This window comes from Hydromonas duriensis (assembly GCF_004363775.1).
GTDB classification, from domain to species: domain Bacteria; phylum Pseudomonadota; class Gammaproteobacteria; order Burkholderiales; family Burkholderiaceae; genus Hydromonas; species Hydromonas duriensis.
In genome coordinates this window covers 180,531-206,335 of record NZ_SNZE01000001.1, presented here as the reverse complement: position 1 = coordinate 206,335, position 25,805 = coordinate 180,531, and the positions used below count along the sequence as shown (strand labels likewise).

Annotated in this window: 20 protein-coding genes and 1 pseudogene; 9 read left to right on the top strand and 12 right to left on the bottom strand. The window is 46.6% G+C overall.

What is annotated here, in order from left to right; translation table 11 throughout:
- Positions 1 to 169: 169 nt before the first annotated feature.
- On the bottom strand, positions 170 to 2,158 hold the full coding sequence (acs, locus tag DFR44_RS00915) for an acetate--CoA ligase (protein ID WP_133618819.1): 1,989 nt from the start codon (positions 2,156 to 2,158) through the stop codon (positions 170 to 172).
- Positions 2,159 to 2,371: 213 nt separating this feature from the next.
- On the opposite strand from acs, the gene mutL reads away from it, so the two are divergent.
- The 4 genes and pseudogenes from mutL to gdhA all read left to right on the top strand — a co-directional run bounded on the left by mutL (position 2,372) and on the right by gdhA (position 6,949).
- Positions 2,372 to 4,255 carry a DNA mismatch repair endonuclease MutL gene (gene mutL, locus DFR44_RS00910; protein ID WP_133618818.1) on the top strand — a complete coding sequence of 628 codons (1,884 nt, stop codon included), beginning with the start codon at positions 2,372 to 2,374 and terminating at the stop codon, positions 4,253 to 4,255.
- Positions 4,180 to 4,455: pseudogene (gene yidD / locus DFR44_RS11760) on the top strand (membrane protein insertion efficiency factor YidD); the annotation flags it as partial. The gene mutL and the pseudogene yidD, both read left to right, overlap by 76 nt.
- Positions 4,456 to 4,686: 231 nt before the next feature.
- Complete coding sequence (rpiA, locus tag DFR44_RS11640) at positions 4,687 to 5,361, top strand: ribose-5-phosphate isomerase RpiA (protein WP_246012003.1); 675 nt, start codon at positions 4,687 to 4,689, stop codon at positions 5,359 to 5,361.
- 244 nt (positions 5,362 to 5,605) lie between these two features.
- Entirely contained in the window at positions 5,606 to 6,949 is a 1,344-nt protein-coding gene (gdhA, locus tag DFR44_RS00900; protein ID WP_133618816.1) for an NADP-specific glutamate dehydrogenase, read from the top strand.
- 101 nt (positions 6,950 to 7,050) lie between these two features.
- On the opposite strand, the gene DFR44_RS00895 is transcribed toward gdhA, so the two are convergent.
- From DFR44_RS00895 to DFR44_RS00850, 10 genes are all read right to left on the bottom strand, one after another.
- Positions 7,051 to 7,575, bottom strand: a complete 525-nt coding sequence (locus DFR44_RS00895) for a FixH family protein (protein ID WP_133618815.1) — start codon at positions 7,573 to 7,575, stop codon at positions 7,051 to 7,053.
- Between the two features lie 11 nt (positions 7,576 to 7,586).
- The gene (gene ccoG / locus DFR44_RS00890; RefSeq protein WP_133618814.1) at positions 7,587 to 9,068 is read right to left on the bottom strand and encodes a cytochrome c oxidase accessory protein CcoG; all 1,482 of its coding nucleotides are present in this window, start codon (positions 9,066 to 9,068) and stop codon (positions 7,587 to 7,589) included.
- Positions 9,069 to 9,156: 88 nt separating this feature from the next.
- A complete protein-coding gene (gene ccoP, locus DFR44_RS00885; protein WP_133618813.1) occupies positions 9,157 to 10,305 on the bottom strand; it encodes a cytochrome-c oxidase, cbb3-type subunit III in 1,149 nt (382 codons plus the stop codon).
- A gap of 52 nt (positions 10,306 to 10,357) precedes the next feature.
- Positions 10,358 to 10,546, bottom strand: a complete 189-nt coding sequence (locus tag DFR44_RS00880) for a CcoQ/FixQ family Cbb3-type cytochrome c oxidase assembly chaperone (RefSeq protein WP_133618812.1) — start codon at positions 10,544 to 10,546, stop codon at positions 10,358 to 10,360.
- A 2-nt stretch (positions 10,547 to 10,548) separates the two neighbouring features.
- Positions 10,549 to 11,163, bottom strand: coding sequence for a cytochrome-c oxidase, cbb3-type subunit II (gene ccoO, locus DFR44_RS00875; RefSeq protein ID WP_133618811.1), 615 nt, complete (start codon positions 11,161 to 11,163; stop codon positions 10,549 to 10,551).
- A gap of 24 nt (positions 11,164 to 11,187) precedes the next feature.
- Positions 11,188 to 12,618 carry a cytochrome-c oxidase, cbb3-type subunit I gene (ccoN, locus tag DFR44_RS00870; protein ID WP_133618810.1) on the bottom strand — a complete coding sequence of 477 codons (1,431 nt, stop codon included), beginning with the start codon at positions 12,616 to 12,618 and terminating at the stop codon, positions 11,188 to 11,190.
- 292 nt (positions 12,619 to 12,910) lie between these two features.
- Positions 12,911 to 14,059: a bifunctional diaminohydroxyphosphoribosylaminopyrimidine deaminase/5-amino-6-(5-phosphoribosylamino)uracil reductase RibD gene (gene ribD / locus DFR44_RS00865; protein ID WP_133618809.1), complete on the bottom strand. Its 1,149-nt coding sequence runs from the start codon at positions 14,057 to 14,059 to the stop codon at positions 12,911 to 12,913.
- Positions 14,060 to 14,241: 182 nt separating this feature from the next.
- Positions 14,242 to 16,134, bottom strand: coding sequence for a potassium transporter Kup (locus DFR44_RS00860; protein ID WP_133618808.1), 1,893 nt, complete (start codon positions 16,132 to 16,134; stop codon positions 14,242 to 14,244).
- A gap of 73 nt (positions 16,135 to 16,207) precedes the next feature.
- The gene (locus DFR44_RS00855) at positions 16,208 to 16,693 is read right to left on the bottom strand and encodes a glutathione peroxidase (RefSeq protein ID WP_133618807.1); all 486 of its coding nucleotides are present in this window, start codon (positions 16,691 to 16,693) and stop codon (positions 16,208 to 16,210) included.
- Between the two features lie 21 nt (positions 16,694 to 16,714).
- Entirely contained in the window at positions 16,715 to 17,737 is a 1,023-nt protein-coding gene (locus tag DFR44_RS00850; protein WP_133618806.1) for a type IV pilus twitching motility protein PilT, read from the bottom strand.
- 163 nt (positions 17,738 to 17,900) lie between these two features.
- On the opposite strand from DFR44_RS00850, the gene DFR44_RS00845 reads away from it, so the two are divergent.
- The 4 genes from DFR44_RS00845 to DFR44_RS00830 all read left to right on the top strand — a co-directional run bounded on the left by DFR44_RS00845 (position 17,901) and on the right by DFR44_RS00830 (position 21,942).
- Complete coding sequence (locus DFR44_RS00845) at positions 17,901 to 18,629, top strand: YggS family pyridoxal phosphate-dependent enzyme (protein WP_133618885.1); 729 nt, start codon at positions 17,901 to 17,903, stop codon at positions 18,627 to 18,629.
- Positions 18,630 to 18,643: 14 nt separating this feature from the next.
- A complete protein-coding gene (gene proC, locus DFR44_RS00840; RefSeq protein WP_133618805.1) occupies positions 18,644 to 19,477 on the top strand; it encodes a pyrroline-5-carboxylate reductase in 834 nt (277 codons plus the stop codon).
- Between the two features lie 55 nt (positions 19,478 to 19,532).
- A complete protein-coding gene (locus DFR44_RS00835) occupies positions 19,533 to 20,240 on the top strand; it encodes a pseudouridine synthase (protein WP_133618804.1) in 708 nt (235 codons plus the stop codon).
- A gap of 340 nt (positions 20,241 to 20,580) precedes the next feature.
- Positions 20,581 to 21,942, top strand: coding sequence for an MATE family efflux transporter (locus tag DFR44_RS00830; protein ID WP_211336869.1), 1,362 nt, complete (start codon positions 20,581 to 20,583; stop codon positions 21,940 to 21,942).
- Between the two features lie 87 nt (positions 21,943 to 22,029).
- Here DFR44_RS00830 and parC read toward each other — a convergent pair whose 3' ends face one another.
- Positions 22,030 to 24,348, bottom strand: coding sequence for a DNA topoisomerase IV subunit A (parC, locus tag DFR44_RS00825; RefSeq protein ID WP_133618803.1), 2,319 nt, complete (start codon positions 24,346 to 24,348; stop codon positions 22,030 to 22,032).
- A 238-nt stretch (positions 24,349 to 24,586) separates the two neighbouring features.
- Here parC and recA point away from each other — a divergent pair, with 238 nt between their 5' ends.
- A complete protein-coding gene (gene recA, locus DFR44_RS00820; RefSeq protein WP_133618802.1) occupies positions 24,587 to 25,717 on the top strand; it encodes a recombinase RecA in 1,131 nt (376 codons plus the stop codon).
- Positions 25,718 to 25,805 lie beyond the last annotated feature (88 nt).

Genomic DNA, 25,805 nt, shown 5'->3' with positions numbered 1-25,805 from the left:
TAAAAATATAGATGATTATTTTAACACCCGAATCCTTTGATGTGACGAGTTTAAAGAATAAATGAATGGAACAAGGCTTGCCACCTCATCACATAACCATCAATAAGGATCATAAAAAAAGCGGCTCTCACGAGCCGCTTGTGCTGAAGCATAGGAGCTGAATGACTTATTATAAAGCCTGTTTGAGCTGTTCCAAAATAGCGGGATTTTCTAAAGTCGATGTGTCTTGCGAAATTTCTTCACCTTTGGCAATTGAGCGCAAGAGACGGCGCATAATTTTGCCCGAACGGGTTTTAGGCAGATTGTCACCAAAGCGAATGTCTTTGGGTTTTGCAATCGGACCAATTTCCTGCCCAACCCAGTTGCGCAACTCTTTGGCTATTTCTAAAGCCTCCGCGCCTTTTGGCAAAGTGCGTTTCAAAACCACAAACGCACAAATCGCTTCACCGCTTACATCATCTGGGCGACCCACCACTGCGGCTTCTGCTACGAGGTGATGCGACACCAAGGCCGACTCGACTTCCATTGTACCCAAACGATGTCCTGATACATTTAAAATATCGTCAATGCGTCCCATGATTTGGAAATAGGTCGTATCGACATAGCGCATTGCACCATCACCTGCCAAATAGTATGTCCCGCCCAACTCTTCTGGAAAGTAGCCCGATTTATACCGTTGCGGATTACCCCACACATTGCGCAACATCGAGGGCCACGGGCGTTTCACCACCAAAAGCCCCCCTTGCCCATTCTCTACATCATGTCCTGTTTCATCCACAATGGCGGTCATGATGCCAGGCAAAGGCATCGTGCATGAGCCTGGCATTAAAGGTGTGGCGGCAGGCATCGGTGCAATCATATTTCCGCCTGTTTCCGTTTGCCAGAACGTATCAACGATTGGGCAACGCTCTCCGCCCACGTTCTTGTAGTACCACATCCACGCCTCTGGATTAATCGGCTCACCGACCGAGCCCATGATGCGCAAACTGCTTAAATCAAAGTTCTTAGGATGGACGCTTTCATCCATTTCCGATGATTTATTCAGTGCGCGAATGGCGGTGGGGGCGGTATGAAAAATGCTGCAACGGTGCGATTCAATCATTTTCCAAAAACGTGATGCATTTGGATAGGTTGGAATGCCTTCAAATACTATTTGAGTGGCACCAGCCGACAAAGGGCCATAGCACACATACGTATGCCCCGTAATCCAGCCAATGTCCGCCGTACACCAAAACACGTCATTGGGCTTAATGTCAAAGGTCCACTTCATGGTTTGCGTCGCCCACAGCAAATAACCACCCGTTGAGTGCTGCACGCCTTTAGGCGTGCCTGTCGAACCCGAAGTGTACAAAATAAACAGCGGATGCTCGGCCTCGACCCAAACAGGCTCACATTGATCGGATTGTCGCGCAAGCAAAGGTTCTAAATGCAAATCAAACCCTTCTCTAAATGAAATTGAACCATGCGTCCGAATATTGACCAAGACATGACGCACTGACTCGCAGTCACCGAGCGCCAGCGCTTCATCGACATTGTCTTTCAAAGGTAAATTTTTACCTCCCCGCGCTTGCTCGTCTGCGGTAATAATGAGCGATGCGCCCGTATCAACGATACGGTCGTTCAAAGCTTTGGCAGAAAAGCCACCAAAAACGACGCTGTGAATTGCGCCAATGCGCGCGCACGCTTGCATCGCTGTTACGCCTTCAATCGACATGGGCAAATAAATCATCACTCGGTCGCCTTTTTGAACACCGAGACTTTTAAGCACATTCGCCATTTTATTCACGCGTGACAACAAGTTTGAATAGGTCACAAGAGTCACTTCGCCGTTATCGGACTCAAAGCGAATGGCCACCTTATCGCCACGCCCTGCTTCCACATGACGGTCAAGGCAGTTGTAAGAAGCGTTCAAACGACCGTCTGCGAACCATTGATAAAAAGGTGCATTGGACTCATCCAACACTTGTGTAAATGGGGTATGCCAAGTTAAGTTTTCCCGCGCCAAACGTGCCCAAAAACCTTCATAGTCATTCGCGGCCTCATCGCACAGTGCTTTATAAGCCGCCATATCAGGAATCGCCGCTGTAGCGGACCAATTCACAGAAGGCGTGAATAAACGGTTTTCAGTCGCCGTACTTTGAATGGTATTCGTAGTCATTTTGTCTCCTAACATTGTTTATCATTGTTTATCGTAAATATAGATTTTCAAGCTTGTAAATCATTTTGAAAGCATGGACTTACAAACGGCTGACAAGCGTAAAACGCCACAAAACACTGTTTAACAAGCACCAAAAATAAAGTGATGCACGTTGCCTACACAGCGCAAGCAAAGTCCCTGTAAAATGATGAACTTATTTTATACAATCACTCCATGAAAATTCGTCTCGCTCCGCAACGCGCCATACTCGAACTGCCTGATCACCTCATCAGCCAAATTGCTGCGGGTGAAGTGGTTGAACGCCCCGCATCCGTGGTCAAAGAGTTGCTGGAAAATGCCTTGGACGCTGGCGCAACAACCATCACATTACGCTTGTCCGAGGGCGGAAAGTCGCTCATTGACATCAGTGACAACGGCTGCGGCATTGCGGCGAACGAGTTATCCTTAGCGGTCACGCGCCACGCCACCAGTAAAGTTCGTTCACTCGATGAGCTTGAACACGTTGAATCAATGGGATTTCGGGGCGAAGCATTGGCCTCGATTGCGTCGGTTTCGCACATGCGTTTAACCAGCCGCAACGATGCCGCTGAACACGCCATGTGCATCGACAATCTCAATGGCACATGGCAAACTCGAGCTGCGGCAGGCGAAGTAGGTACTCGCATCGAAGTCTCGCATTTATATTTCAACACCCCTGCGCGACGGAAATTTCTTAAAACAGATGCAACAGAATTGTCCCATTGCGTGGAGTATTTTACCCGTGCCGCTTTGGCAAACCCGCACTGCGCATTCACGCTGACGCACAACGACAAAACACTTGAACAATATCTTGCCACCGACTGGCAACACCGCATCAAAGACGTATTGGGTAAAAACTTGCCTGAACACGCCATTTGGGTCCACCACACATCAGGCGAATTGCAACTAATCGGCATGATATGTCCGCCCGACGTCGCGCGGGCACGCGCCGATATTCAGTATGCTTATATTAACCAACGCTTCGTACGCGACAAAGTGGTCAATCATGCCATCCGCACCGCTTATGCCGATGTACTGCATCACGCGCGTTTTCCTGCCTATGTTTTATTTCTCGATTGCCCCGCGCAAGGCGTTGACGTCAACGTTCACCCTGCCAAAACCGAAGTGCGTTTTCGAGAAAGTGGCGCGATACACCAATTCATCGCCAACAGTTTAAAAAAATCGTTGGCACAAACGGCCAGCTCACGGGTGCAATTGGGCGAAGTGAATACCAACTTTGACAATTCGCAAGCGAAGTTGCCTTACCCTAACCCATCAACCGTCACACGCCCCTTTGCCAAACCATACACGAGTGCTCAACAGCAACCTCTCCAGCTGGCACAAACCGCTCGCAATTACCTTGACTTGCTGAACAGCCCTGCCCAACCTGAACGTTTTGGCACAGCTCAAAGCACGGACAACGAACGCTTTGAAATGTTTCAAACTCAAGCACCAGCGGATGTGAATCAATCAGCATCCACCCACGATGAACATCCTCTCGGCTTCGCCATCGCACAAGTTCATGGCGTATATGTACTGGCGCAAAATACTCAAGGCTTGGTGCTCATCGACATGCACGCGGCGCACGAGCGGATTGTCTACGAACGCTTAAAAAACATTCTCGATAATGAACCGCTCACCCGTCAAGACTTGCTGCTCCCCATTCATTTTTCTGCCTCACCCGTCGAAATAGCGACTTTGCACGAACCTGAATGCAACGCGGTTTTATCTCACATAGGCCTAACCCTGACGCCGCTGGGACAAACTGAAATCGCCATTCGCAGCATTCCCACTTTACTCAAGCAGGCGAACGCCATCGAACTCGCACGCGCAGTTTTAGCCGACATCACTGAGTTTGGCGCCACTCACGTCTTAACTGAAAAGCGCAATGAATTACTGGGCACACTCGCCTGTCACGGCGCAGTACGCGCCAACCGCAACTTAACCCTACCCGAAATGAATCAACTCCTACGCGACATGGAAGCGACAGAACGCGCCAATCAATGCAATCACGGTCGACCAACTTGGGTACACATGACGATGAAGCAATTGGATGCTTTATTTATGCGTGGGCAATAAACCAAATGCGTTGGATATTTTTAAGTGTCATTCGTTTTTATCAATTATATATATCGCCGCATAAAGGATTTGAATGCGCGTTTCGCATACACTCGGGACGAGCTAGCTGTTCAAAATTAGGATATCGCGTTATACGACGATTCGGCACATTAAAAGGCCTCATACTTTTACAACAACGTTTGCTACGTTGCACCGAAGCAAACAAAAAATTAATACAATTTTCCACGCCTTATAAATCGCAACAAGCAGGTTTTTGTGACGCATCATGCGATATCCCATCTGACTGCGCTTGTTTTGAATTATCAGGAGAAATTGCAAATTGCATCGACATTGGCAGCTGTGGTTTCACTTCAAAAGGAAACAATTTAAAATATGCACGGCCATTATCTATAACCCCCGATTCTCAATCAACATTTAAAGCGATAAAAATCATGAACCAAAACGAACTCAAACGCCTCGTTGCCCAAAAAGCCATTGAATACGTGCCGCACAACACCATCATTGGTGTTGGTACGGGCTCAACAGCTGATTTATTTATTGACGAGCTTGCTCTTATAAAAGATAAAATTATCGGCGCGATTGCCAGCTCGGAGCGCACTAAGCAGCGACTCGAAGGTCACGGCATCCAAGTATTTGACGTCAATGAGGTCGAGTCCGTCCCCGTTTATATTGATGGCGCGGATGAAATTGACACCGAAGGCAACATGATTAAGGGCGGCGGCGCCGCACATACGCGCGAGAAAATTTGCGCGTCTATCGCCGAACAGTTCATCTGCATCGCGGATGCAAGCAAAGAAGTGAATATACTGGGCACATTCCCCCTGCCCGTTGAGGTCGTGCCTTTGGCGCGGGAAGCCGTCGCGCGCCAGTTGAGTGATTTGGGCGGTCGCCCCGTATGGCGCAAACATGCCGATGGCACTCCGCTCATCACTGACAACGGCTGTCATATTTTAGATGTGCATGGCTTAAGCATTAACGAGCCTTTGGCCTTGGAAATTCAACTGAGCATTATTCCAGGCGTGTTGACCGTGGGCATTTTTGCGCAAAATGCTGCCGATATTGCCTTAATTGCGACCGCAGAGGGCGTCAAAACAATAAGTTATTAAGTTAATATTGTTTTAAAAATAGGGACACACAAAAACCCAAGTGAAACAATCGCACAGCTTTTATTTAACCATAAATTCTTCCTGAAAACCGCTTGAATACGCGGCTTTATCATTTGTTTTATCGGTTCAAAAAGGTTAGAATGGCGCAGTTTCATTAATCAATCTTACACCTTATAAATGATAATTGGTGACGGATTAATCATTAATTTTTACAAAACCACATGAGAAAAGAAGGAGCAGCTACATGGCTTACGCAACATTAGAAGACTTTTTAGCTTACGTCGCCAAACGCGACCCGAACCAACCCGAATTTTTGCAAGCAGTCAAAGAGGTAATGACAAGCCTGTGGCCGTTCATCGAAAAAAATCCAAAATACGCCAATTATGCAGTATTGGAACGTTTGGTTGAGCCAGAGCGTGTGATTCAATTCCGCGTGAGCTGGGTTGATGATGCGGGCAATACTCAAGTAAACCGCGCTTTCCGTATTCAACACAACAATGCCATTGGCCCTTACAAAGGCGGCATGCGTTTTCACCCATCGGTCAACTTGTCTATTTTGAAATTTTTGGCCTTTGAACAAACGTTTAAAAACTCATTGACCACTCTGCCTATGGGTGGCGGTAAAGGCGGCTCTGACTTTGATCCGAAGGGTAAATCAGACGGCGAAGTGATGCGTTTTTGCCAAGCGTTGATGGGCGAGTTGTATCGTCACATTGGCCCGAACACGGACGTGCCTGCTGGTGATATCGGCGTGGGCGCACGTGAAGTCGGCTTCATGACGGGTTACATGAAAAAATACTCAAATGACACGGGTTCTGTGTTTACAGGTAAAGGCATTACCTTCGGCGGTTCTTTGATTCGCCCTGAAGCAACAGGCTACGGCACCGTATACTTTGCCCAAGAAATGCTCAACCACAAAGGCGACGACATCAAAGGCAAGACTGTTTTGATTTCAGGCTCAGGCAATGTCGCACAATACGCATGCGAAAAAGCCACTCAATTGGGCGCAAAAGTGGTGTCTCTGTCTGATTCAGAAGGGACTTTACACATTCCTGAAGGTATTGACGCTGCGAAACTTGCGGCGATTATGGACTTAAAAAATGTACAGCGCGGTCGTCTGTCGGCTTTTGCTGCGGCTCATGGTCACACGTTCGAAGCAGGCAAACGTCCTTGGCACATCAAAGCCGACGTGGCATTGCCATGCGCAACCCAAAATGAATTGGATGAGAATGATGCCAAAACCTTGCTCGCTAATGGCGTCATCTGTGTATCTGAAGGCGCGAACATGCCTTCGACATTAGAAGCTGTTGAAGCATTCTTACATGCAGGCATCATGTTTGCACCAGGCAAGGCCTCAAATGCAGGTGGTGTGGCTACTTCTGGTTTAGAAATGAGCCAAAATGCAATTCGCTTGTCTTGGACACGTGAAGAAGTCGATGCAAAACTCCACGCCATCATGAAAGACATTCACCAAAACTGTGTTAAATACGGCACACAAGCTGATGGTTCAGTGAATTATGTAGATGGCGCAAACATTGCTGGCTTCGTAAAAGTGGCTGAAGCAATGATTGCCCAAGGCGTGTATTAATTCTTTACTCGCTTAAGCCGTACTAAAAAAGCCGCTCTAAACGAGCGGCTTTTTCTACTTCATGAATCCACTGACAAAACTTGATCCACTTTACTCAATTCTCATTTAGCTGAAAATGAAATTGGAGATTGCATACCGCCGACAACGGTTTGCGTCAATCGCCAATCCTGTGCTTCCAATTGAATGTGCCAATGCCCTGTAGAGATCTGTTTTTTTAACTCGCCCCTCCATACACCCTCACCAGCTGGCACAAGGGTCAAAACAGAATCCTCGGTCTTACTGGCCATATTTTGCAAGCTCATTTTTATAGGCTGACCCGCCAAGGCAGCCGTTGCTAAGCTGGTCATTTTAAGCTCTACAGCAGGGCCTTTTATCTGCAATTGAGCGGTCAAGCCCAAAGTCTTTGCTTGATTATCTCGTGCCAAATCCTGATTGATGGCCAATCCTTGCTTGTAATAGTCATCATCAAGCACGCCATCATTGGTTTTTATCGCTAAATACAAAGTGATAAACGAGGCCAATACAACCACTAAGGGCAATGTCAACATCAAGAGCACAACATGATTTTTATACCATGGCTCTGCAATTTTTTTATTTGAGTTTTGACTCACATGAATTGAATTCATAACAACCTTGTCTAATCTTGTTTTGGTAGCATAAATATGGTTTTCTCAACCATCGGCTCTTCTTTTAAATCCAACGTCTTAAGCTTAATTTCTACAGGATTTGTTCCCGACGTTCCACCCGCACTGCGTGCTTTCACTGGGTCTACTTGTAATCTCAACACCAAAGTTTGCGTACTTAGCTCAGGTAAGAGTATTTCATTGCTCCCTGAAATCGAAATACCATTCAAACCATGAGCACTTAAAGCAATTTGATGCGCCTTTTCATCTGAATTCGATAGTTGTATGCGATACACATTTTCAATCAAACCATTTTCTAAAACACGAACAACGGTCCGCGCATCACGTTCAACACGCACCTTAACCACGCTACGTTCGCTTAAACTATAGGCTAAACCACCAATTAAGGCCAATAAAACAGCCGTGTACACCAGGACTCGACCTCGAAAGACTTTACGAATTAGCTGTTTTTTGCTTAAACCTAATTCCACACCATTTTCCGTGTCGTACCGAATCAAATTTTTAGGGTAGCCCATTTTTGCCATAATATCATTACAGCCATCAATGCAAGCCCCACAACCAATGCATTCATATTGTAAACCATTGCGAATGTCAATACCCGTTGGACACACATCCACACAAACACCGCAGTCAATACAATCGCCTTTACCCACCTCTCTTGGATCAATCCCTTTTTTACGCGGCCCGCGTGATTCTCCACGCTTGACATCATAAGTCACGATTAAAGTATCTTCATCAAACATAACACTTTGGAAACGAGCGTAAGGGCACATGTATTTACAGACTTGCTCACGCATCCAGCCTGCGAATAAATACATCATAAAACCATAAAAGAAAATCCAAAACACCTCTGCGGCTGACAAAGTGAAATTGAGCGTTTCGACAATCAACTCTCTGACGGGTGTGAAATAGGCAACCAGTGTATAACCAGACCAAAGGGCAACCAGAATCCAAGCCGAATGTTTTAAAGCCTTACGCCAAATTTTATTAAAAGACAACGGTGCTTTATCCAAACGCATCTGCGCCACACGGTCGCCCTCGATTTTGCGTTCAAACCACATAAAAATTTCAGTATAAACGGTTTGAGGGCAAGTGTAACCACACCATAAGCGTCCTGCAACAGCCGTAAACAAAAACAATGCTAAAGCGCAAATGATAAGCAAAATCGCCATATAGGCCACATCTGAAGGCCACAACACCAGTCCAAACAAATAAAACTTGTGTTCGTTTAAATCAAACAACACTGCCTGACGCCCATTCCACTGTAACCATGGTGTGCCGTAAAATACAATTTGCGTTAGCCACACAAATACCCAACGCCAATTATCGAAAAAGCCACTCACCTCGCGCACAAACATTTTTTTTCGAGCAGTAAATAAACCTTGTGGTTTATCCTGTTCTTTGCCATGACGGTGTGGGGTCTGACCGCCAACCGAATCAGACTGTTCTACTTTTGCGTAAAATACAGGGCGCATTTTTCTCTTTCTTCAATGTCAATTCAGTGTCAAAACTATTCTAAATAAAAAAAGCGTTCAATTTTATTTGAACGCTTTTATTTTAGTCTTATTTTTTGATCTCTGCTTCTGCTGGTTTAGCAGCCTGAGCCGCCGCAGCCTCATCCGCTTCAGCTTTCCACGCTTTCTGCATATGAACAGAGATACCTTGGCACTCAGGAACACCTCGTTTGATGCCTTCTGTTTTGCCCATATCCCAAGCTGCTTTATCTTCAGCAGCAAATTTAGCTAAATACTCAGGTGCTTGTGTTGGATTCAACACTTTACCATTTTCATCACGATTCAACTGCCAGACATAAGCGGCTAAAACATGCACTCGAGCTTCACCTAAGAAACAAGCCCATGCTGGCATCACATTATTTCGACCTTTAGTAATTGTTTCTGTAATGGTTTTAATATCCCCACCATACAACCACGTTTTATCAGTCAAATTAGGAGCACCTACACCGCGCTGCGCGCCTGTTTGATCAGAAATGGCACCTTTACCATCCACCATGTGGCAGCTTGCACACAACGTGAACTTGTCCTTGCCTCGAGCAGCAGCAACAGCATCATGTGGAGTATTGGACAATGACAAGACATAGTTTGCCACATCGTTCACGGCTACTGGTGTTTTCAAAGCATCTGCCTGAGGCGTCATCACACCATTACGACCACCCATAATGGAGCGTTCAATATTTTGTGGCCAACCACCATACAACCAATCGCTGTCAGTTAAGTTAGGAAAACCTTTAGAGCCGCCGCCATCTGCACCGTGACACTGGGCACAATTGTTTAAGAATAAACGTTGACCTAAAGCCATAGCCTCTTTGTTTTCAGCCAACTGCTCAATAGGCGTGCTCAAAAACTGAGCATAAATTGGTGCAACTTGGTTTTCGAGCTTTGCGGTCTCAGCTTCGTACTCGCCTTGAGATGACCAAGCAAAAGTCCCTTTATTATTACCCAAAGCGGGGTAAACCCAAAAATATACAACGCCAAAAATAATCGTTCCAACAAACATAAACAACCACCAACGCGGCATAGGGTTATTATATTCCTGTAAAGTATCATCCCAGACGTGAGGCTGAAGATTCTCTTCACCAGGTTTGTTGGTTTTGGCCATCATCTGGCTAATCAGAATAGCGATACAAAATATCACGCCACCTACAGCAATTGCTGTAATCCAGTAAGACCAAAATGGGCTGGTAAAATCACTCATGTTTTTTCCTTCAATTCATCTGAAAGTAGTGCTTCTATATCTGTAAGTCCGACTATTTTTTTGACAGCCCATCCATCGGATTTGGCGTTGTGTCATCATCGTTCAAAAAATCAGCTGCCAATTTTTGATATTTTGCCCGATTATCTTTACCCAAAAACCACACAATCCAAGCGACAAAACATACAAAACTAACCACTGTATATATGATGTGCGCAATGGTAGAACCGTCTAAATCGCCCATGACTATTTATCCTTTAAAGCCAAACCAAGACCCTGCAAATATGCGACAACAGCATCCATCTCTGTTTTATTCTCTAGCAGTTTCGGCGCATCCGCAATATCTTGCTCTGTATAAGGCACACCCACTTTAGTCAAAGCTTTCATGTGCTGTTGTAAGACAACAGCATCTACTTTGTTATTATTCAACCATGGATATGATGGCATAATAGATTGCGGAACCACTGCGCGAGGATCGTTAAGGTGAATGCGATGCCACTCATCCGAATAACGTCCACCCACTCGGGCTAAATCAGGCCCTGTACGCTTTGAGCCCCACTGAAACGGGTGATCATAAACGGACTCACCCGCAACAGAATAATGACCATAGCGTAAAGTTTCTGCACGGAAAGGACGAATCATCTGAGAGTGGCAGTTATAACAGCCTTCTCGAGTAAAGACATCCCGTCCCGCCAATTGCAAGGCGTTGTAGGGTTTTACACCCTCAATTGGTTGCGTTGTTGATTTTTGAAAAAACAAAGGGACAATTTCAGCCAGGCCACCAAATGAAACTGCGAGCACGGTCAATACAATCAGCAGACCAACTTTGCGTTCAACTTTGTCTTGTGATAAAAAACTCATGGTAATTTTCTCCAAACAGCTCAATTAATGGTGGTCATGACTTAAAGCAGGAATTGGTGCTTCTACTGCTTTACCAGCCATAATGGTACGAGCAACGTTATAAGCCATGATAATCATGCCCGATAGATACATTAAACCACCTAAAGCTCGGATAATATAAAGCGGTTTTGAAGCGACAATACTTTGAATAAAGGTATACACCAGCGTTCCATCAGGATTAATTGCACGCCACATCATGCCTTGCATCACACCTGAAATCCACATAGACGATATATACAAGACCACACCGATAGTTGCAATCCAAAAATGTAAATTAATCAAGCGCGTGCTGTACATGGTTTCACGGTTAAACATACGTGGAATCAGATAGTACAAAGAACCGATGGACACAAAGCCAACCCAACCCAAAGCACCGCTGTGAACATGACCTACAGTCCAGTCAGTATAGTGAGACAAGGCATTGACCGTTTTAATCGCCATCATTGGACCTTCAAACGTCGACATCCCGTAGAACGACAGAGAAACAACGAGGAATTTAAGGATTGGGTCATCACGTAATTTTTCCCATGCGCCCGACAAGGTCATCATCCCGTTAATCATACCGCCCCAGCTTGGCGCAAGCAAAATCAGAGAGAACACCATACCCAAAGACTGGGTCCAATCTGGTAATGCGGTGTAATGCAAGTGGTGTGGACCCGCCCACATATAGGTGAAAATCAAGGCCCAAAAATGCACGACTGACAAGCGATATGAATACACTGGGCGACCTGCTTGTTTAGGTACGTAGTAGTACATCATACCCAAGAAACCTGCTGTCAAGAAAAAGCCAACCGCGTTGTGACCGTACCACCATTGCACCATTGCATCTTGTGCACCAGCGTAAGCAGAATAAGACTTCCAAAGACCTGCTGGGATTGCTGCGCTGTTGACCAAATGTAAAATAGCGACCGTTAAAATAAAGGCACCAAAGAACCAGTTGGCAACATAAATGTGAGAAACTTTACGGGTTGCCAAGGTGCCAAAAAAGACCACTGCATAAGCGACCCAAACAACAGTCAAGAGTAGATCAATCGGCCACTCCAACTCGGCATACTCTTTACCTTGGGTAATCCCAAGAGGTAAAGTAATCGCAGCCAAGACAATCACTAATTGATAGCCCCAAAACACGAAATCAGCCAAACGTCCGCCGAACAAACGTACATTTGTTGTGCGTTGCACAACATGAAACGAAGTTGCCATCAAAGCACAACCACCGAATGCAAAAATAACTGCATTGGTGTGCAATGGACGTAAACGTCCAAATGACAACCAAGGCACTCCAAAATTTAATTCAGGAAACGCCAATTGAGAGGCGATAAAAACCCCCACCAACATTCCGACGATCCCCCACACCACCGACATAATGGCGAACATACGCACCACGCGGTAATTGTAGGTTGTGGCTTGTGCTGACATACCATGCTCCAGTTTCAAAAATACAAAAACAAATTGACACGCCCCACTTCAGGGCTTAGGGCTTTGCCCTTAGTCGTCTAACCCACACATTGTACCCTTTTTTGCACCCAAAACCCAACTTTTTAGTGTGGTTTTTGATTGGATTTTTGGTTAAATTGTGTGCAAAATCTATTGTAAGATGAATAAAATCCTTTTGATTTAAAGGCATACCAAACATTAAACCCTACAATTATTGTGGATAAATACGTGTTATTTTTCCCACCGCTTATAGACAACGCCATAAGTCGTTTGCTTAACGCTTGCGACGCAACCTCAATCGGGCATCTGAGTCCAACAATTGGCAGTCGCTCCACTTCCAAGCACTTTCTTTCATCAAATCATCTAAACATTCATCTTTTGCAAAGGCAACGGCATTTTTACCGTCTCCGACAACACGAGGAGCAATGTACATTAACACCTCATCCACCAAATCGAGCTTCAGCACAGCCGCATTGAGTTGCGCACCTGCTTCAACGTGGACTTCATTGATGTGCTGGTCATAGAAGTACTGCCAAAGGGCTTTTAAATCGACTCGCCTTCCTGCTTTCGGTAAGCTTAAAATTTTTAAGTGAGGATGTGCAGCGCACAAAATTTGTTCGCGCGCTTTTTGCTCCAGATAAGCAGCATCATTCGCGTCCAAAGCTAGATTGGCAAGCCAAACGGGCGCACCATCCTCAAACAACCGAGCACTGACGGGGGTGCGTGTAAAGCTATCAACTACGCATTTAATTGGCGGATGCGCAACGGCTGTTCCGCGCACATTCAGTTGCGGATTATCATGCAAAACCGTACCAATGCCCGTCACCAAAACATCAGCGCGCGCCCTAAACAAATGACCATCGGCCCGAGCCACGGCTCCCGTTATCCATTGGCTGCGCCCATCTGGCAAGGCTGTTTTGCCATCGGCGCTTGAGGCCCACTTCAATCGGGTAAACACTTTACTTTGACTCATACGGCTGATGAATCCAATATTCAAATCAAATGCGGCCTGCGCCCATTGGCTTTCACTCGGTATAACGTCAACTTGGACACCTGCTACACGCAGGTTTGCAATCCCCTTTCCTGCGACTAAAGGATTGGCATCTACTAAAGCCACAACTATGCGCTTCGGCTGAATCGCTAACAAAGCATCTACGCAAGGCGGCGTTCTACCAAAATGACTACAAGGCTCTAACGTGACATATACCGTACAACCCGCCAAGTCATGCCCTGCCGACTGAGCCTCTCGAATAGCCATGACTTCAGCATGCGCCTGCCCCGCTGCCTGAGTAAAACCTTGTCCGAGTACGCCCCCATCATTCACCAAGACACAGCCGACTCGCGGGTTAGGCGAAGACAAGCCAATGGCTTGATGGGCACATTTAATCGCTAGGCTTAGATACAATTCATCAAAAGCGTTCATTTTTATTTCTACCTAATTGACGACTCGGTTGAAGTGAGCAACGGTCAAAACAAGCGTTCAAATCAAATACCATACACATACATTAAGCAGGCATTATAAAAAATCGCCTGTGTCTATGAACTCATCTCACACAGGCGATTAAAACCACTTTTTTAAATAATGTGTCTTATACAAAGGTTGGCTTAAATCTCAACCTGCGTGCCCATTTCAACAACCCTATTGGGTGGAATTTGGAAATAATCCGTTGCACGCACTGAGTTACGCATCATTAAAGCAAATATTTTTTCACGCCACAAAGCCATGCCTTTAAGCTTGCTTGGAATGATGGTTTCACGATTTAAGAAAAAAGAAGTGTCCATCATTTCCATGCTCAAGCCTTGTTTATCACATAAAGCCATGATACCCGCCATGGTCGGCTCCTCTTTAAAACCATAATGCCCATTGACCACAAAAGCCGAATCACCAATGGTTTGTATTTTAATTTTTTCCTCATCAGGGATATAAGGCACATCTTCAGTATGTACACCTAAAAACACAACGCGCTCATGCAACACACGATTATGTTTAAGGTTGTGCAATAGGGAATTGGGCACGTTATTCAAATCACTGTGCATGAACATCGCCGTACCCTCAACACGCACGGGAGGATGCGCCAACAAGCCCTCCATGAAAGGAACGAGCGGCAAATTGATGCCCTCTGTCCGCTCGTGCACGAGTTCCTTGCCTTTTTTCCATGTCATTAACAGGGTGAAAATCCCAAAGCCAATAGTGGCGGGGAACCAACCACCTTCCAAGAACTTAACCGCAGTTGCAGAAAAGAACGTGAAACTAACTGTAAATAAAAATACAAAAATCGCAACGGATAAGCTTTTATTCCATTTCCATACCGTCAACATCACGACCAACAACAAAATATCGTCAATCACCATGGTGGTCACAACGGCAAAACCATAAGCAGATGCTAAATTACTCGAGTTTTTGAACATGAGAATTAAGATCATGACCAAAGCCCAAAGCAACCAGTTGATGAATGGCAAATAAATTTGACCTTTTTCCTGCTCATTTGTGTGAACAATTTTCAAACGAGGGCTGTAACCGAGCTTAATCGCTGCACTGGTTAAAGAAAACGCACCCGAAATCACGGCTTGTGAAGCAATAATTGAAGCAAGCGCCGCTAAAAAAACCAATGGCAAAGTCCCCCAAGTCGGTGCCATCATAAAGAATGGATTTTCTTTCGTCTCAGGATTGGCCAAAATCATCGCACCTTGACCAAAATAGTTGAGCATCAGACCTGGCCAAACAATGCAATACCACGCCCACACAATAGGTTTACGACCAAAATGCCCCATGTCTGCATACAAAGCCTCGCCACCAGTCAGCACCAGCAGTACCGAACCAAAAACCAAGAAACCAGCCATATGGTTATGGGTTGCAAAATACAAAGCGTGATAAGGGTTAAGCGCATGAAAAATATATGGATTTTCAATAATATGCGACACCCCCATCACGCCTAAAACAGTAAACCAAAGCAACATGATGGGGCCAAAAAGCACACCGATGGTCGCCGTTCCACGCTTTTGAATCGCAAACAGCGCGGTCAAAATTGCGGCAGCAATCACCAAAATATAATGATCATCCATACTGGGTATCGCAACTTTCAGCCCCTCAACAGCAGAAAGCACTGAAATAGCAGGCGTAATCACCGAATCGCCATAAAACAAGGATGCACCCAGCATCCCCAGTATGACAATCCAGCGGTATTTTTTATGGTCTTTGCCACGCAACGTCAAAGACATCAGCGATAGAATCCCGCCTTCACCATTGTTATCCGCACGCATAATCATGCTGACATATTTAAAACTAATCACAATCGCAGAGGACCAAAACAGCAGTGACAGCAAACCCAAAACCGTCGCTTCATTCATGGGTAAGCCATAGTGCTCACTGAAACTTTCTTTGAGCGCGTAAATCGGGCTGGTGCCAATATCCCCAAACACAATGCCCAGTGCGGCTAATGCCAAAGCATGCATGGCTTGTTTGCCGTGACCATGCTGCGTATTATGTGCGTTTTGCATAAATGCCTTCTTTGTTTAAAATAATCAGGTTTAACGAAACCACTTTAACTTACTCTTTTTAAAAGCATAACCATTATTGAGCCAACAACGACTCAATATGTGTTTTTAACGACAGTGGCCGCGTACTGGGTGCGAAGCGTTGAACACTGACACCATCTCGGGCCACGAGAAACTTAGTAAAATTCCATTTGATGCTTTGGCTACCCAAAATCCCTGGCGCTTTATTTTTTAAATCTTTCCACAACGCATCGGCATCATCACCATTCACCTTGACCTTAGCCATGATGGGAAAGGTCACATGAAAATGGCGGTCACAAAACGCACCAATTTCGGCTGCATCACCTTTTTCTTGAGCTCCAAACTGGTTACACGGGAAGGCCAAAATGCGCAACCCCTTATCGGCATATTGCTCATGTAAGGTCTGTAACTCTGCATACTGAGGCGTAAATCGACACGCGCTCGCGCTATTGACTATAAGCAACACATCGCCAGCGTAGGTTGACAAGGACTCAGGTTCACCAATGAGGTTACTCACTGTAAAATCTGTTATTTTCTTCATGTGTATGTGCTGTTTTTATTTTTAACTGGACCCAATCGGCATCGGGCCTTCAACCAAATGAGCATCCAAAAGCTTTTGAAAGTGTTGAGAAAAAGTGAACATCTGATGCGCCGCGCTTGATTGCATAACAGCCGAGAGCTGCGCTTCTTTTGCCTCTTTAATGAGGTTTTTTACTGCCGCAGTACAGGTCAGCACCTCGTAAGTTGCTATTCTACCCCCATTGCGAACATTTGTGTTGCAGTGCACCAATCGCTGCGCCACCACGCCCAGCAATACATTGGACAACACATGTCGGACAAAAGATTTGCTTTCCGATGGAAATACATCAATCAAACGAGCAACTGCGCCCACCGCGTTAGAACTGTGCAACGTGGCAATGACGAGATGCCCCGTCTCAGCGGCTCGCAACGCCATTTCAATACTTGCCAAATCTCGCAACTCGCCCATCACAATCGCATCTGGGTCGCGACGCAAGGCATCCCTTAAAGCCGTGTTGTAATCCGTGTCTTTATCCAACTCCGTTTGTCGAATCAAACAACGGTCGCTTTTAAAAAAATACTCAATCGGGTCTTCCAGCGTCAAGATGTGCGCATCATATAAACGGTTCACATGGGCAATCCAGCTCGCCATCGTCGTTGATTTGCCGCTACCCGTCGCCCCCGTGACCAGCACTAAACCATGGCGAGTTGGACTGAGTGTCTCGATAAATTCGGGTGCGCCCAACTCGGCCAATGTGGGCGGCATTTTAGGCAACAAACGTACCGCAACCGCCGTACCGTCGTGAGTTGGATAAATGCTTAAACGCGCAGCACTCTCAACGTCATGTATCGCAAAATCAACTTGCACTCGCGCCAACCAAGCGGCGTATTGCTGCTCGGTCAAATTTGATTTCAACCAATCTTGGAGCGATTCAATTCCAAAAATCGGCACATCTAGAGATTGTAAGCGACCCGCGACCCGCACTCGAATCGGCTGGTTTGGGCACAAATGGATATCGCTGGCATGAACCGTTCGAGCCGCTTGTAAAATCGCATCAAAATCCATCGACAGGTCTTATTGAAAAGGTAAGGTATAAAAAACGCAACGGCATGTGCTATCCTAACGACTACCTACGGATGTCCAACGCCCAATAATGGCTGCATTATTCTCGAATACCTCACGCATGTCAAACCAAGACTTGAATACTCAAAGCACGCTCACCCGTTGTATGCACAACCGCATTGAAGCGGTTCAAAACGCCATTTTAAATGCGTGCCAGACCGCTCAACGCCCCATTGAGCAGGTGCAACTACTCGCCGTGACGAAAACCCACCCCTTCGAAACCATCCGAACCGCGTACAGCCTAGGGCTGCGCGCTTTTGGCGAAAATTATGTACAAGAAGGCGTGGATAAAGTCATCGCTTTTCGTATTGCCGAGCCAGACAACCACGTCGTTTGGCATTTTATCGGGCCGTTACAAAGCAACAAAACTCGAGTTGTGGCTGAGCATTTTGATTGGGTACACGGCGTTGACCGCTTAAAAATCGCTCAACGCTTGAGCGAACAGCGTCCAATCAACGCTTCGCCTTTAAATGTACTGATTCAGGTCAACATCAGCGCGGAAGCCAGTAAAAGCGGTTGCACGCCCGAAAGTGTCTTGGCATTGGCTCAACAAGTGGTTCTACTGCCGCGTTTAAAATTACGTGGTCTAATGACCATTCCAGCCGCGATTGACCCAACAGCAGACGAAGCCTCTCAACGTTTGCCTTTTATCGCCTTAGCAAAATTGCATGCCGACCTCAAAGCTCAACTTGCGGACGAGCATGCCGAAGTGTTTGACACACTGTCTATGGGCATGTCGGATGATTTCCCGCACGCCATTGCTGCAGGTGCAACGCTGATTCGCATTGGCAGTGCGCTTTTCGGAACGCGCCCAACCAAACCATCTCACTCATGACATTGGAGCTAAAAATGCACCCAACATCACACATCGCTTTTATCGGTGGCGGCAATATGGCCACTGCAATTATCACGGGCATGATTAAGCAAGGCGGCTTCGCTCCCGAACAAATCAGCGTCATAGAAAACAACACCGAAAAAGCCCAACATCTACAACGTCATTTAGGCGTTCACGCTTTTGCCGATATCAAAGATGTGAGCCATACAGCCGATGTATGGGTACTGGCTGTCAAACCGCAGTCCATGAAAGAAGCCTTAACTTCGCTGACCCCACACCTCACGCCAGACCAAATCGTATTAAGTATCGCCGCAGGCCTAACCATCGCCACACTGTCTGAATGGCTCAACGGTCACCACAAAGTGGTGCGCACCATGCCCAACACACCCGCCCTTGTCGGTCAAGGCGTCACGGGCATTTACGCCCCATTGTCGATTGTGTCTGAAAACGAACAAGTTCTTATTAATCAAATCCTTGCTGCTATTGGTACTAACGTATGGCTCTCCGATGAAAAAAGCATTGATGCCATCACTGCCATTTCAGGCTCAGGCCCCGCGTATGTATTTTACGTCATGGAGCACCTCACCGCCGCCGCCCGTTGTTTGGGCTTTAATGACGAAACGGCGAAACAATTGGTACAAGCAACGTTTGCAGGCGCAGTGGCTCTGGTTGAGGCTTCAGAAGAACCCGTCAGCATTTTACGTGAACGCGTCACCTCAAAGGGCGGCACCACCGCTGCGGCATTGAATGTATTTAATGAGCGAGGCATGAACCAAACTCTCATCGACGGTGCGAACGCAGCGGCTCATCGCGCGGAAGAGTTGGCAATCGAATTGTCAAAGGGATAAAATTCGCGCCTCAAAAATTTTATTGTGTGATAACCATTCTTTTACGACCACTGATATGGCAAAAAAATCAAAAGCTCAACCCATCGCTCGAATCCTCCAACAACAAGGTTTTGGCACTCGCGCTTACTGTTCCGCCCTCATTGAAACGGGTGAGGTTTTAGTTAATGGCGTCATGTGCGACGACCCCGATGCCTTATTTAACTTGGATGGACTGCACTGGCAAATTGAAGGCGAAACATGGCACTATAGGGAGTTCGTCTACGTATTGCTGAACAAACCTGAAGGCGTAGAATGCTCACAAAAACCCAAGCACCATAAAAGCGTATTGACGCTATTGCCTTCAAACTTACGCGAGCGCGATGTGCAACCCGTTGGGCGTTTGGACGTTGACACCACGGGGTTATTATTGCTGTCTGATGATGGTCAGTTTATCCATAAAAACACCTCGCCCAAGAAAAATGTCGATAAGGTTTATCACGCCACGTGTCGTCACCCCATTAGTGAGGACATGATTGTCGCCCTGAAAAATGGTGTTTTATTACACGATGAAAACGAAACACTTAAAGCAGCCGATGCCCGTGTTTTAACAGAAAAAGGCGACAACGTACTGGAACTCACCTTGCGCGAAGGCAAATATCACCAAGTTAAACGAATGGTCGCGGCCGCGGGAAATCGCGTAGACGCACTGCATCGTGTCTCTGTGGGCGAATTTGTCCTGCCTGAAGGCTTGGCGATTGGTGAATGGGTGTTGCTGGACATTTAATTCCAAGCTTCATGAAATAATGAATATAAAAAATATAAATCAAAAATAAATACCAATTAAAGCCCAACGACCCATGCCCACCACACTGCGCGTGTCATGTATAATGACGACCTGATGCTGCATTCATTTTTAGGTTAGAATTCTGCGAAACTTAAGCTGCGCAAAATAAATCTCTAAAAAATCATCCCCCCTCAAGGAAAACACGTCTCACAATTCTCATGCACGTGCATTGTCATGGGGTGTTTTTTGCGCACCTAAAGCGCACCTTAATAATTCCACATGCTGCGAACTGAATATTTTTCAATATTAATCAACAAAAACAATCAATCTAAACCCACACATGACCACTCAACAAAACACCTCACCCAGCACCTCCAACCAGGGCAAATTCGTTACAGGTTCAACCATGCGCCATGTGCTAGACATGACCGCGACAGGCGCGGTGGGACTGGTCGCCATTTTTGTGGTTGACGTACTGAACTTATTTTACATTTCTCGCTTGGGTCACCAAGAGCTCGCGGCAGCAGTGGGCTACTCAGGCACTTTACTGTATTTCATCGCCTCTCTAGGGATTGGTTTATCTATCGCTGCCACAGCTTTAACCTCTCGTGCACTTGGTTCTGGCAATCGAGAAGAAGCTAAAAAATTAGCAGGTGCTTCTTTGTGGATTATGGGGTTTTTTATGGCGGCGATATCCCTCATCGCGTTGCCTTTTTTGCATCCGTTGACTCAACTGCTCGGCGCATCGGGTGAAACCGAACGATTATCGGTTCGTTTTATGTACATTGTGCTGCCCTCTTCAATACTTCTGGGCATAGGCATGTGCACAAGCGCGCTTCTTCGCGCAGTTGGAGATGCTCGACGCGCCATGTATGTGACTTTGGGTGCAGGCTTGGCCACCGCCCTGCTTGACCCTTTGTTTATCTTTGGCTTTGGATTGGGTTTAGATGGTGCGGCCATCGCAACAGGCTTGGCTCGTTTTGCCATGATTGCGGTTGGCTTTCACGGTCTGATTCGTGTACACGGCTTGTATAAACATCCAGATTTTACTGTCATCAAACAAACCATTAAACCTTTTATGGTGATTGCGTTACCCGCCGTACTGACCCAAATCGCGACCCCTGTTGGTAACTCATTTGTCACACGCTCAATCGCACAATTTGGCGACAGTGCGGTGTCAGGCTGGGCCATTATTGGTCGACTCATTCCTGTTGCTTTTGTCGTATTGTTCGCGTTATCAGGTTCAATCGGTTCTATTTTGGGGCAAAATTATGGCGCCAAACGTTTTGACCGCGTGCGCTCGACCATGAATGACTCTATGAAAGTCACTTTGGTTTACGTGTTGGTGGTGTGGTTAGCGTTGTGGTTAAGCAGCGGCTTGATTTCCGATGCTTTCGGCGCAAAAGATGTGTCGCGTGAACTCATTGTATTTTTCTGCACCTTTGTCGCGGGCAGTTTTTTGTTTAATGGCATGTTATTCGTCGCCAATACGGCATTCAATAACTTGGGCTATCCTTTTTACTCCACCATGCTCAACTGGGGACGTTCAACTTTAGGGGTGATTCCATTTGTCTCACTGGGCGCAAGCTGGTACGGCGCTAAAGGGGCTTTGGCGGGCTACGGTTTAGGTGTGGTGTTTTTTGGCATGCTCGCCAGCTGGCTGTGTTTCCGAGTGCTACGTACGATTGAACAACGAGGCTGAAACGAAAAGCCTTGATGAGCTTCATCAGATGAAGTTGAGACACAAAAAAGCCTGTTTAAAAACAGGCTTTTTTTGTATACAGCATCCTTAAACCAAAGTTGGAATCGTCACTTTACATAAGGCAATGGGTTTGAGCTTAGCGTCAATCACTTTACCTTTTTTGGCTCGCCCACCGACAAACGGTTGCAAATTACCACCCGAAACACGCAACTCCTGCGTCTTTCCACCACGCGCGCTGTGTCGAACCAATAAAGCGATACCGTCATTGGGTAACGCATCAATTAAAGTCGCCCCATCATCCAAGCCCATTAAAATCACGCCCTTACCACCGCTGCCCAATTCTTTCAGTTCAACCAATGAGAAGTTCAACAATCGACCATTGCTGCTCAAGCAAGCCAAGAACAAATCGTGCTCATCCATCGACAACAGTTTCAAAATATTGTCACCTGCAGTCACATTAACAAAAGATTTACCTGCTTTAACGCGACTTTGCAAATCGCTGGCTTTACAACTAAAGCCTAAACCTTGCTCAGTGATAATCGCTAATTTTGCATCATCCGCCCCTGCAAAATAATGTAACAAACGCGCGCCATCTTGGACATCAATCAACGTACCCAATGGCACGCCATCGCCACGACCGCCTGGTAAAGCCGAAACAGGCACACTGTACACCCGCCCTTTTGAATCAAGCGCATACAATTGATTAACCGAACGACAAGGATAAATGGCATGTAAATCATCGCCTTGCTTGAACGTCAACGTCGCCGTATCAACAGCATGGCCTGTACGCGCGCGCACCCAGCCTTTTTGCGACACAATAACCGTCATCGGTTCATCAACCACACTGACTTCCAACGTGGCTTTTTTCGCTTCTTCAAGCAAAGTACGGCGTGAGTCACCAAATTTTTTGGCATCCGCTTCTATTTCTTTAACCACCAAACGTTTAAGCACATTCTCGTCCGCGAGCAATTCATTTAAACCCGCCAGCTCTTCGCGCAACGCCATCAGCTCTTGTTCAATTTTGATTGCTTCTAAGCGTGCCAGTTGGCGTAAACGAATTTCCAAAATGTCTTCGGCTTGCCGTTCAGACAAATTAAACGCAGAAATCAAGGCAGGCTTAGGCTCGTCAGAGTCACGAATGATGCGAATCACTTCATCAATATTAAGTAAAACCTGCTCCCGTCCTTCCAAAATATGGATACGGTCGGCCACTTTGTTCGCGCGAAAAACGGTACGGCGACGCACGGTGTCTTGACGAAAACTGACCCACTCGCTCAAAATCGCCCTCAAAGATTTTTGCGTTGGCCGACCATCGCGACCGACCATGACCAAATTCAATGAGACTGAACCTTCTAAACTGGTGTTAAGCAACAAAAAATTACTGAATTCTTCAACCGAGATGTTTTTTGATTTTGGTTCAAAAACCAAACGGACAGGCGCGTCTTTACTCGATTCATCGCGAACACGGTCGAGCATTGATAACGTCAAGGCTTTAAGATTTTGTTGCTCAGGCAACAATGCTTTTTTACCCGCTTTCACCTTCGGGTTCGACAGCTCTTCAATTTCTTCAAGAATCTTCTGCGACGACGCATTGGGTGGTAACTCATTGACCACCAATTGCCACTGTCCACGCGCCAAGTCTTCGATGGTCCAACGGGCACGCACCTTAACCGAGCCGCGCCCCGTGGCATACATCGTACGTATATCATCCAAGCTATTGGTGATTTGCCCACCGCCTGGGAAGTCAGGTGCAGGCAATAACTGGCACAATTCTTCATCGCTGATATTCGGGCGTTTTAAAATCGCCACGGCCGCTGCGGCCACTTCATTCAAATTATGTGAAGGAATTTCGGTCGCCATGCCCACGGCAATGCCCGATGCCCCATTGAGCAATACAAACGGCAAGCGCGCGGGCAACAACGCGGGTTCTTCCATTGAACCATCATAATTGGGCACAAAATCAATCGTCCCCATGTCCAACTCATCCAATAGCAACGATGCAATCGGCGTCAAGCGCGCTTCGGTGTAACGCATGGCCGCCGCGCCATCGCCGTCTCGCGAGCCAAAGTTACCTTGCCCATCAATCAATGGATAACGCAAACTAAAACTTTGCGCCAAACGCACCAACGCCTCATACGCCGATGAGTCACCATGCGGATGAAACTTACCCAACACATCACCGACCACGCGAGCGGATTTGACAGGTTTAGCCGTATGGCTCAAGCCCATTTCATGCATCGAATACAAAATCCGCCGCTGCACAGGTTTTTGCCCATCACTCACATCGGGCAAAGCACGCCCCTTAACCACCGAAACGGCGTAATCCAAATACGCCCGTTCGGCGTACTGCGCAAGCAATACGCGCGTATCGTCAGTGTCCATCATGAGTTCATCAGTGGTTTGCATACAGCACATCCTGTGATTTAAAAAGATGAGTGATTATAAATGATTCACCCCACTAAAAGCATCTGATGACGCGCTTTCGATATCTACTGGTGATTTTAAAACTTCAAACAAAAAAGATGCAACAGGTTGATTCGAGAAGATTGATTAACCACTGAAACGCAAGCCGCCATTCGCTTTACAACGAAATTATGCTAAAGTAGCACATCATTTTTACACTCATTCTCACGAAAGAAGCGACATGGCGACGAAACCAGATTCAAAACCCACTGTAAATCAAGCAGGAAACTCTGAAGACAAAGCCAAAGCACTGGCAGCCGCTCTTGCTCAAATTGAAAAACAATTTGGCAAAGGTTCGATTATGCGTTTGGGCGATAACAACGAACAGCCAGACATCTCCGTGGTCTCGACTGGCTCTTTGGGGCTGGATGTCGCATTAGGGGTCGGCGGCTTACCGCGCGGACGCGTCATTGAAATTTATGGCCCTGAATCATCGGGCAAAACCACACTCACCTTGCACGTCGTCTCCGAAATGCAAAAACTGGGTGGCACGTGCGCTTTCGTTGACGCAGAACACGCCTTGGATGTCAGCTATGCCCAAAAACTCGGCGTCAACTTGACTGACTTGCTGATTTCTCAACCCGACACGGGCGAGCAAGCACTTGAAATGGTCGATGCGTTGGTGCGTTCAGGCGCGGTGGATCTCATCGTGGTGGACTCCGTAGCCGCACTCGTGCCGAAGGCTGAGATTGAAGGCGACATGGGCGCGTCGTTGCCTGGTCTACAAGCACGCTTAATGAGCCAAGCCTTGCGCAAATTAACCGCTTCAATTGGTCGCAGCAATTGCACCGTGATTTTCATCAACCAAATTCGTATGAAAATTGGCGTCATGTTTGGTTCACCAGAAACAACAACGGGCGGTAATGCACTGAAATTCTATGCTTCTGTTCGTTTAGACATTCGTCGCATTGGTGGCATCAAAAAAGGCGACGAAGTCATGGGTAACGAAACCCGAGTGAAAATCGTTAAAAACAAAGTCGCGCCACCGTTCAAAGAAGCATTGTTTGACATCCTTTATGGCGAAGGCATCTCTCGCGAAGGTGAAATCGTTGATATGGGCGTATCAGCAGGCATCATTGATAAAGCAGGTGCTTGGTACAGTTATGGCAAAGACCGCATCGGTCAAGGAAAAGACAACGCGCGTGAATACTTGCGCGAAAATCCAAACGTGGCGGTTGAGATTGAAAACTTGGTCCGTGACAAATTGGGCGTCAAAGCGCGAGCAGTGCCAAGCGATAAAACCCCAAAAGCGGAAAAGCCAACCAAAGCCGCTAAACAAGCTGAAACCCCAGTAGAGGACGACGCTGTTTAATCAAGCACTCACCAATAAAAGCCCTGCACTTGTGCAGGGCTTTTACGCTCATTCTAAAAACGCCCGCTTTTTTTTCACATCGTACACG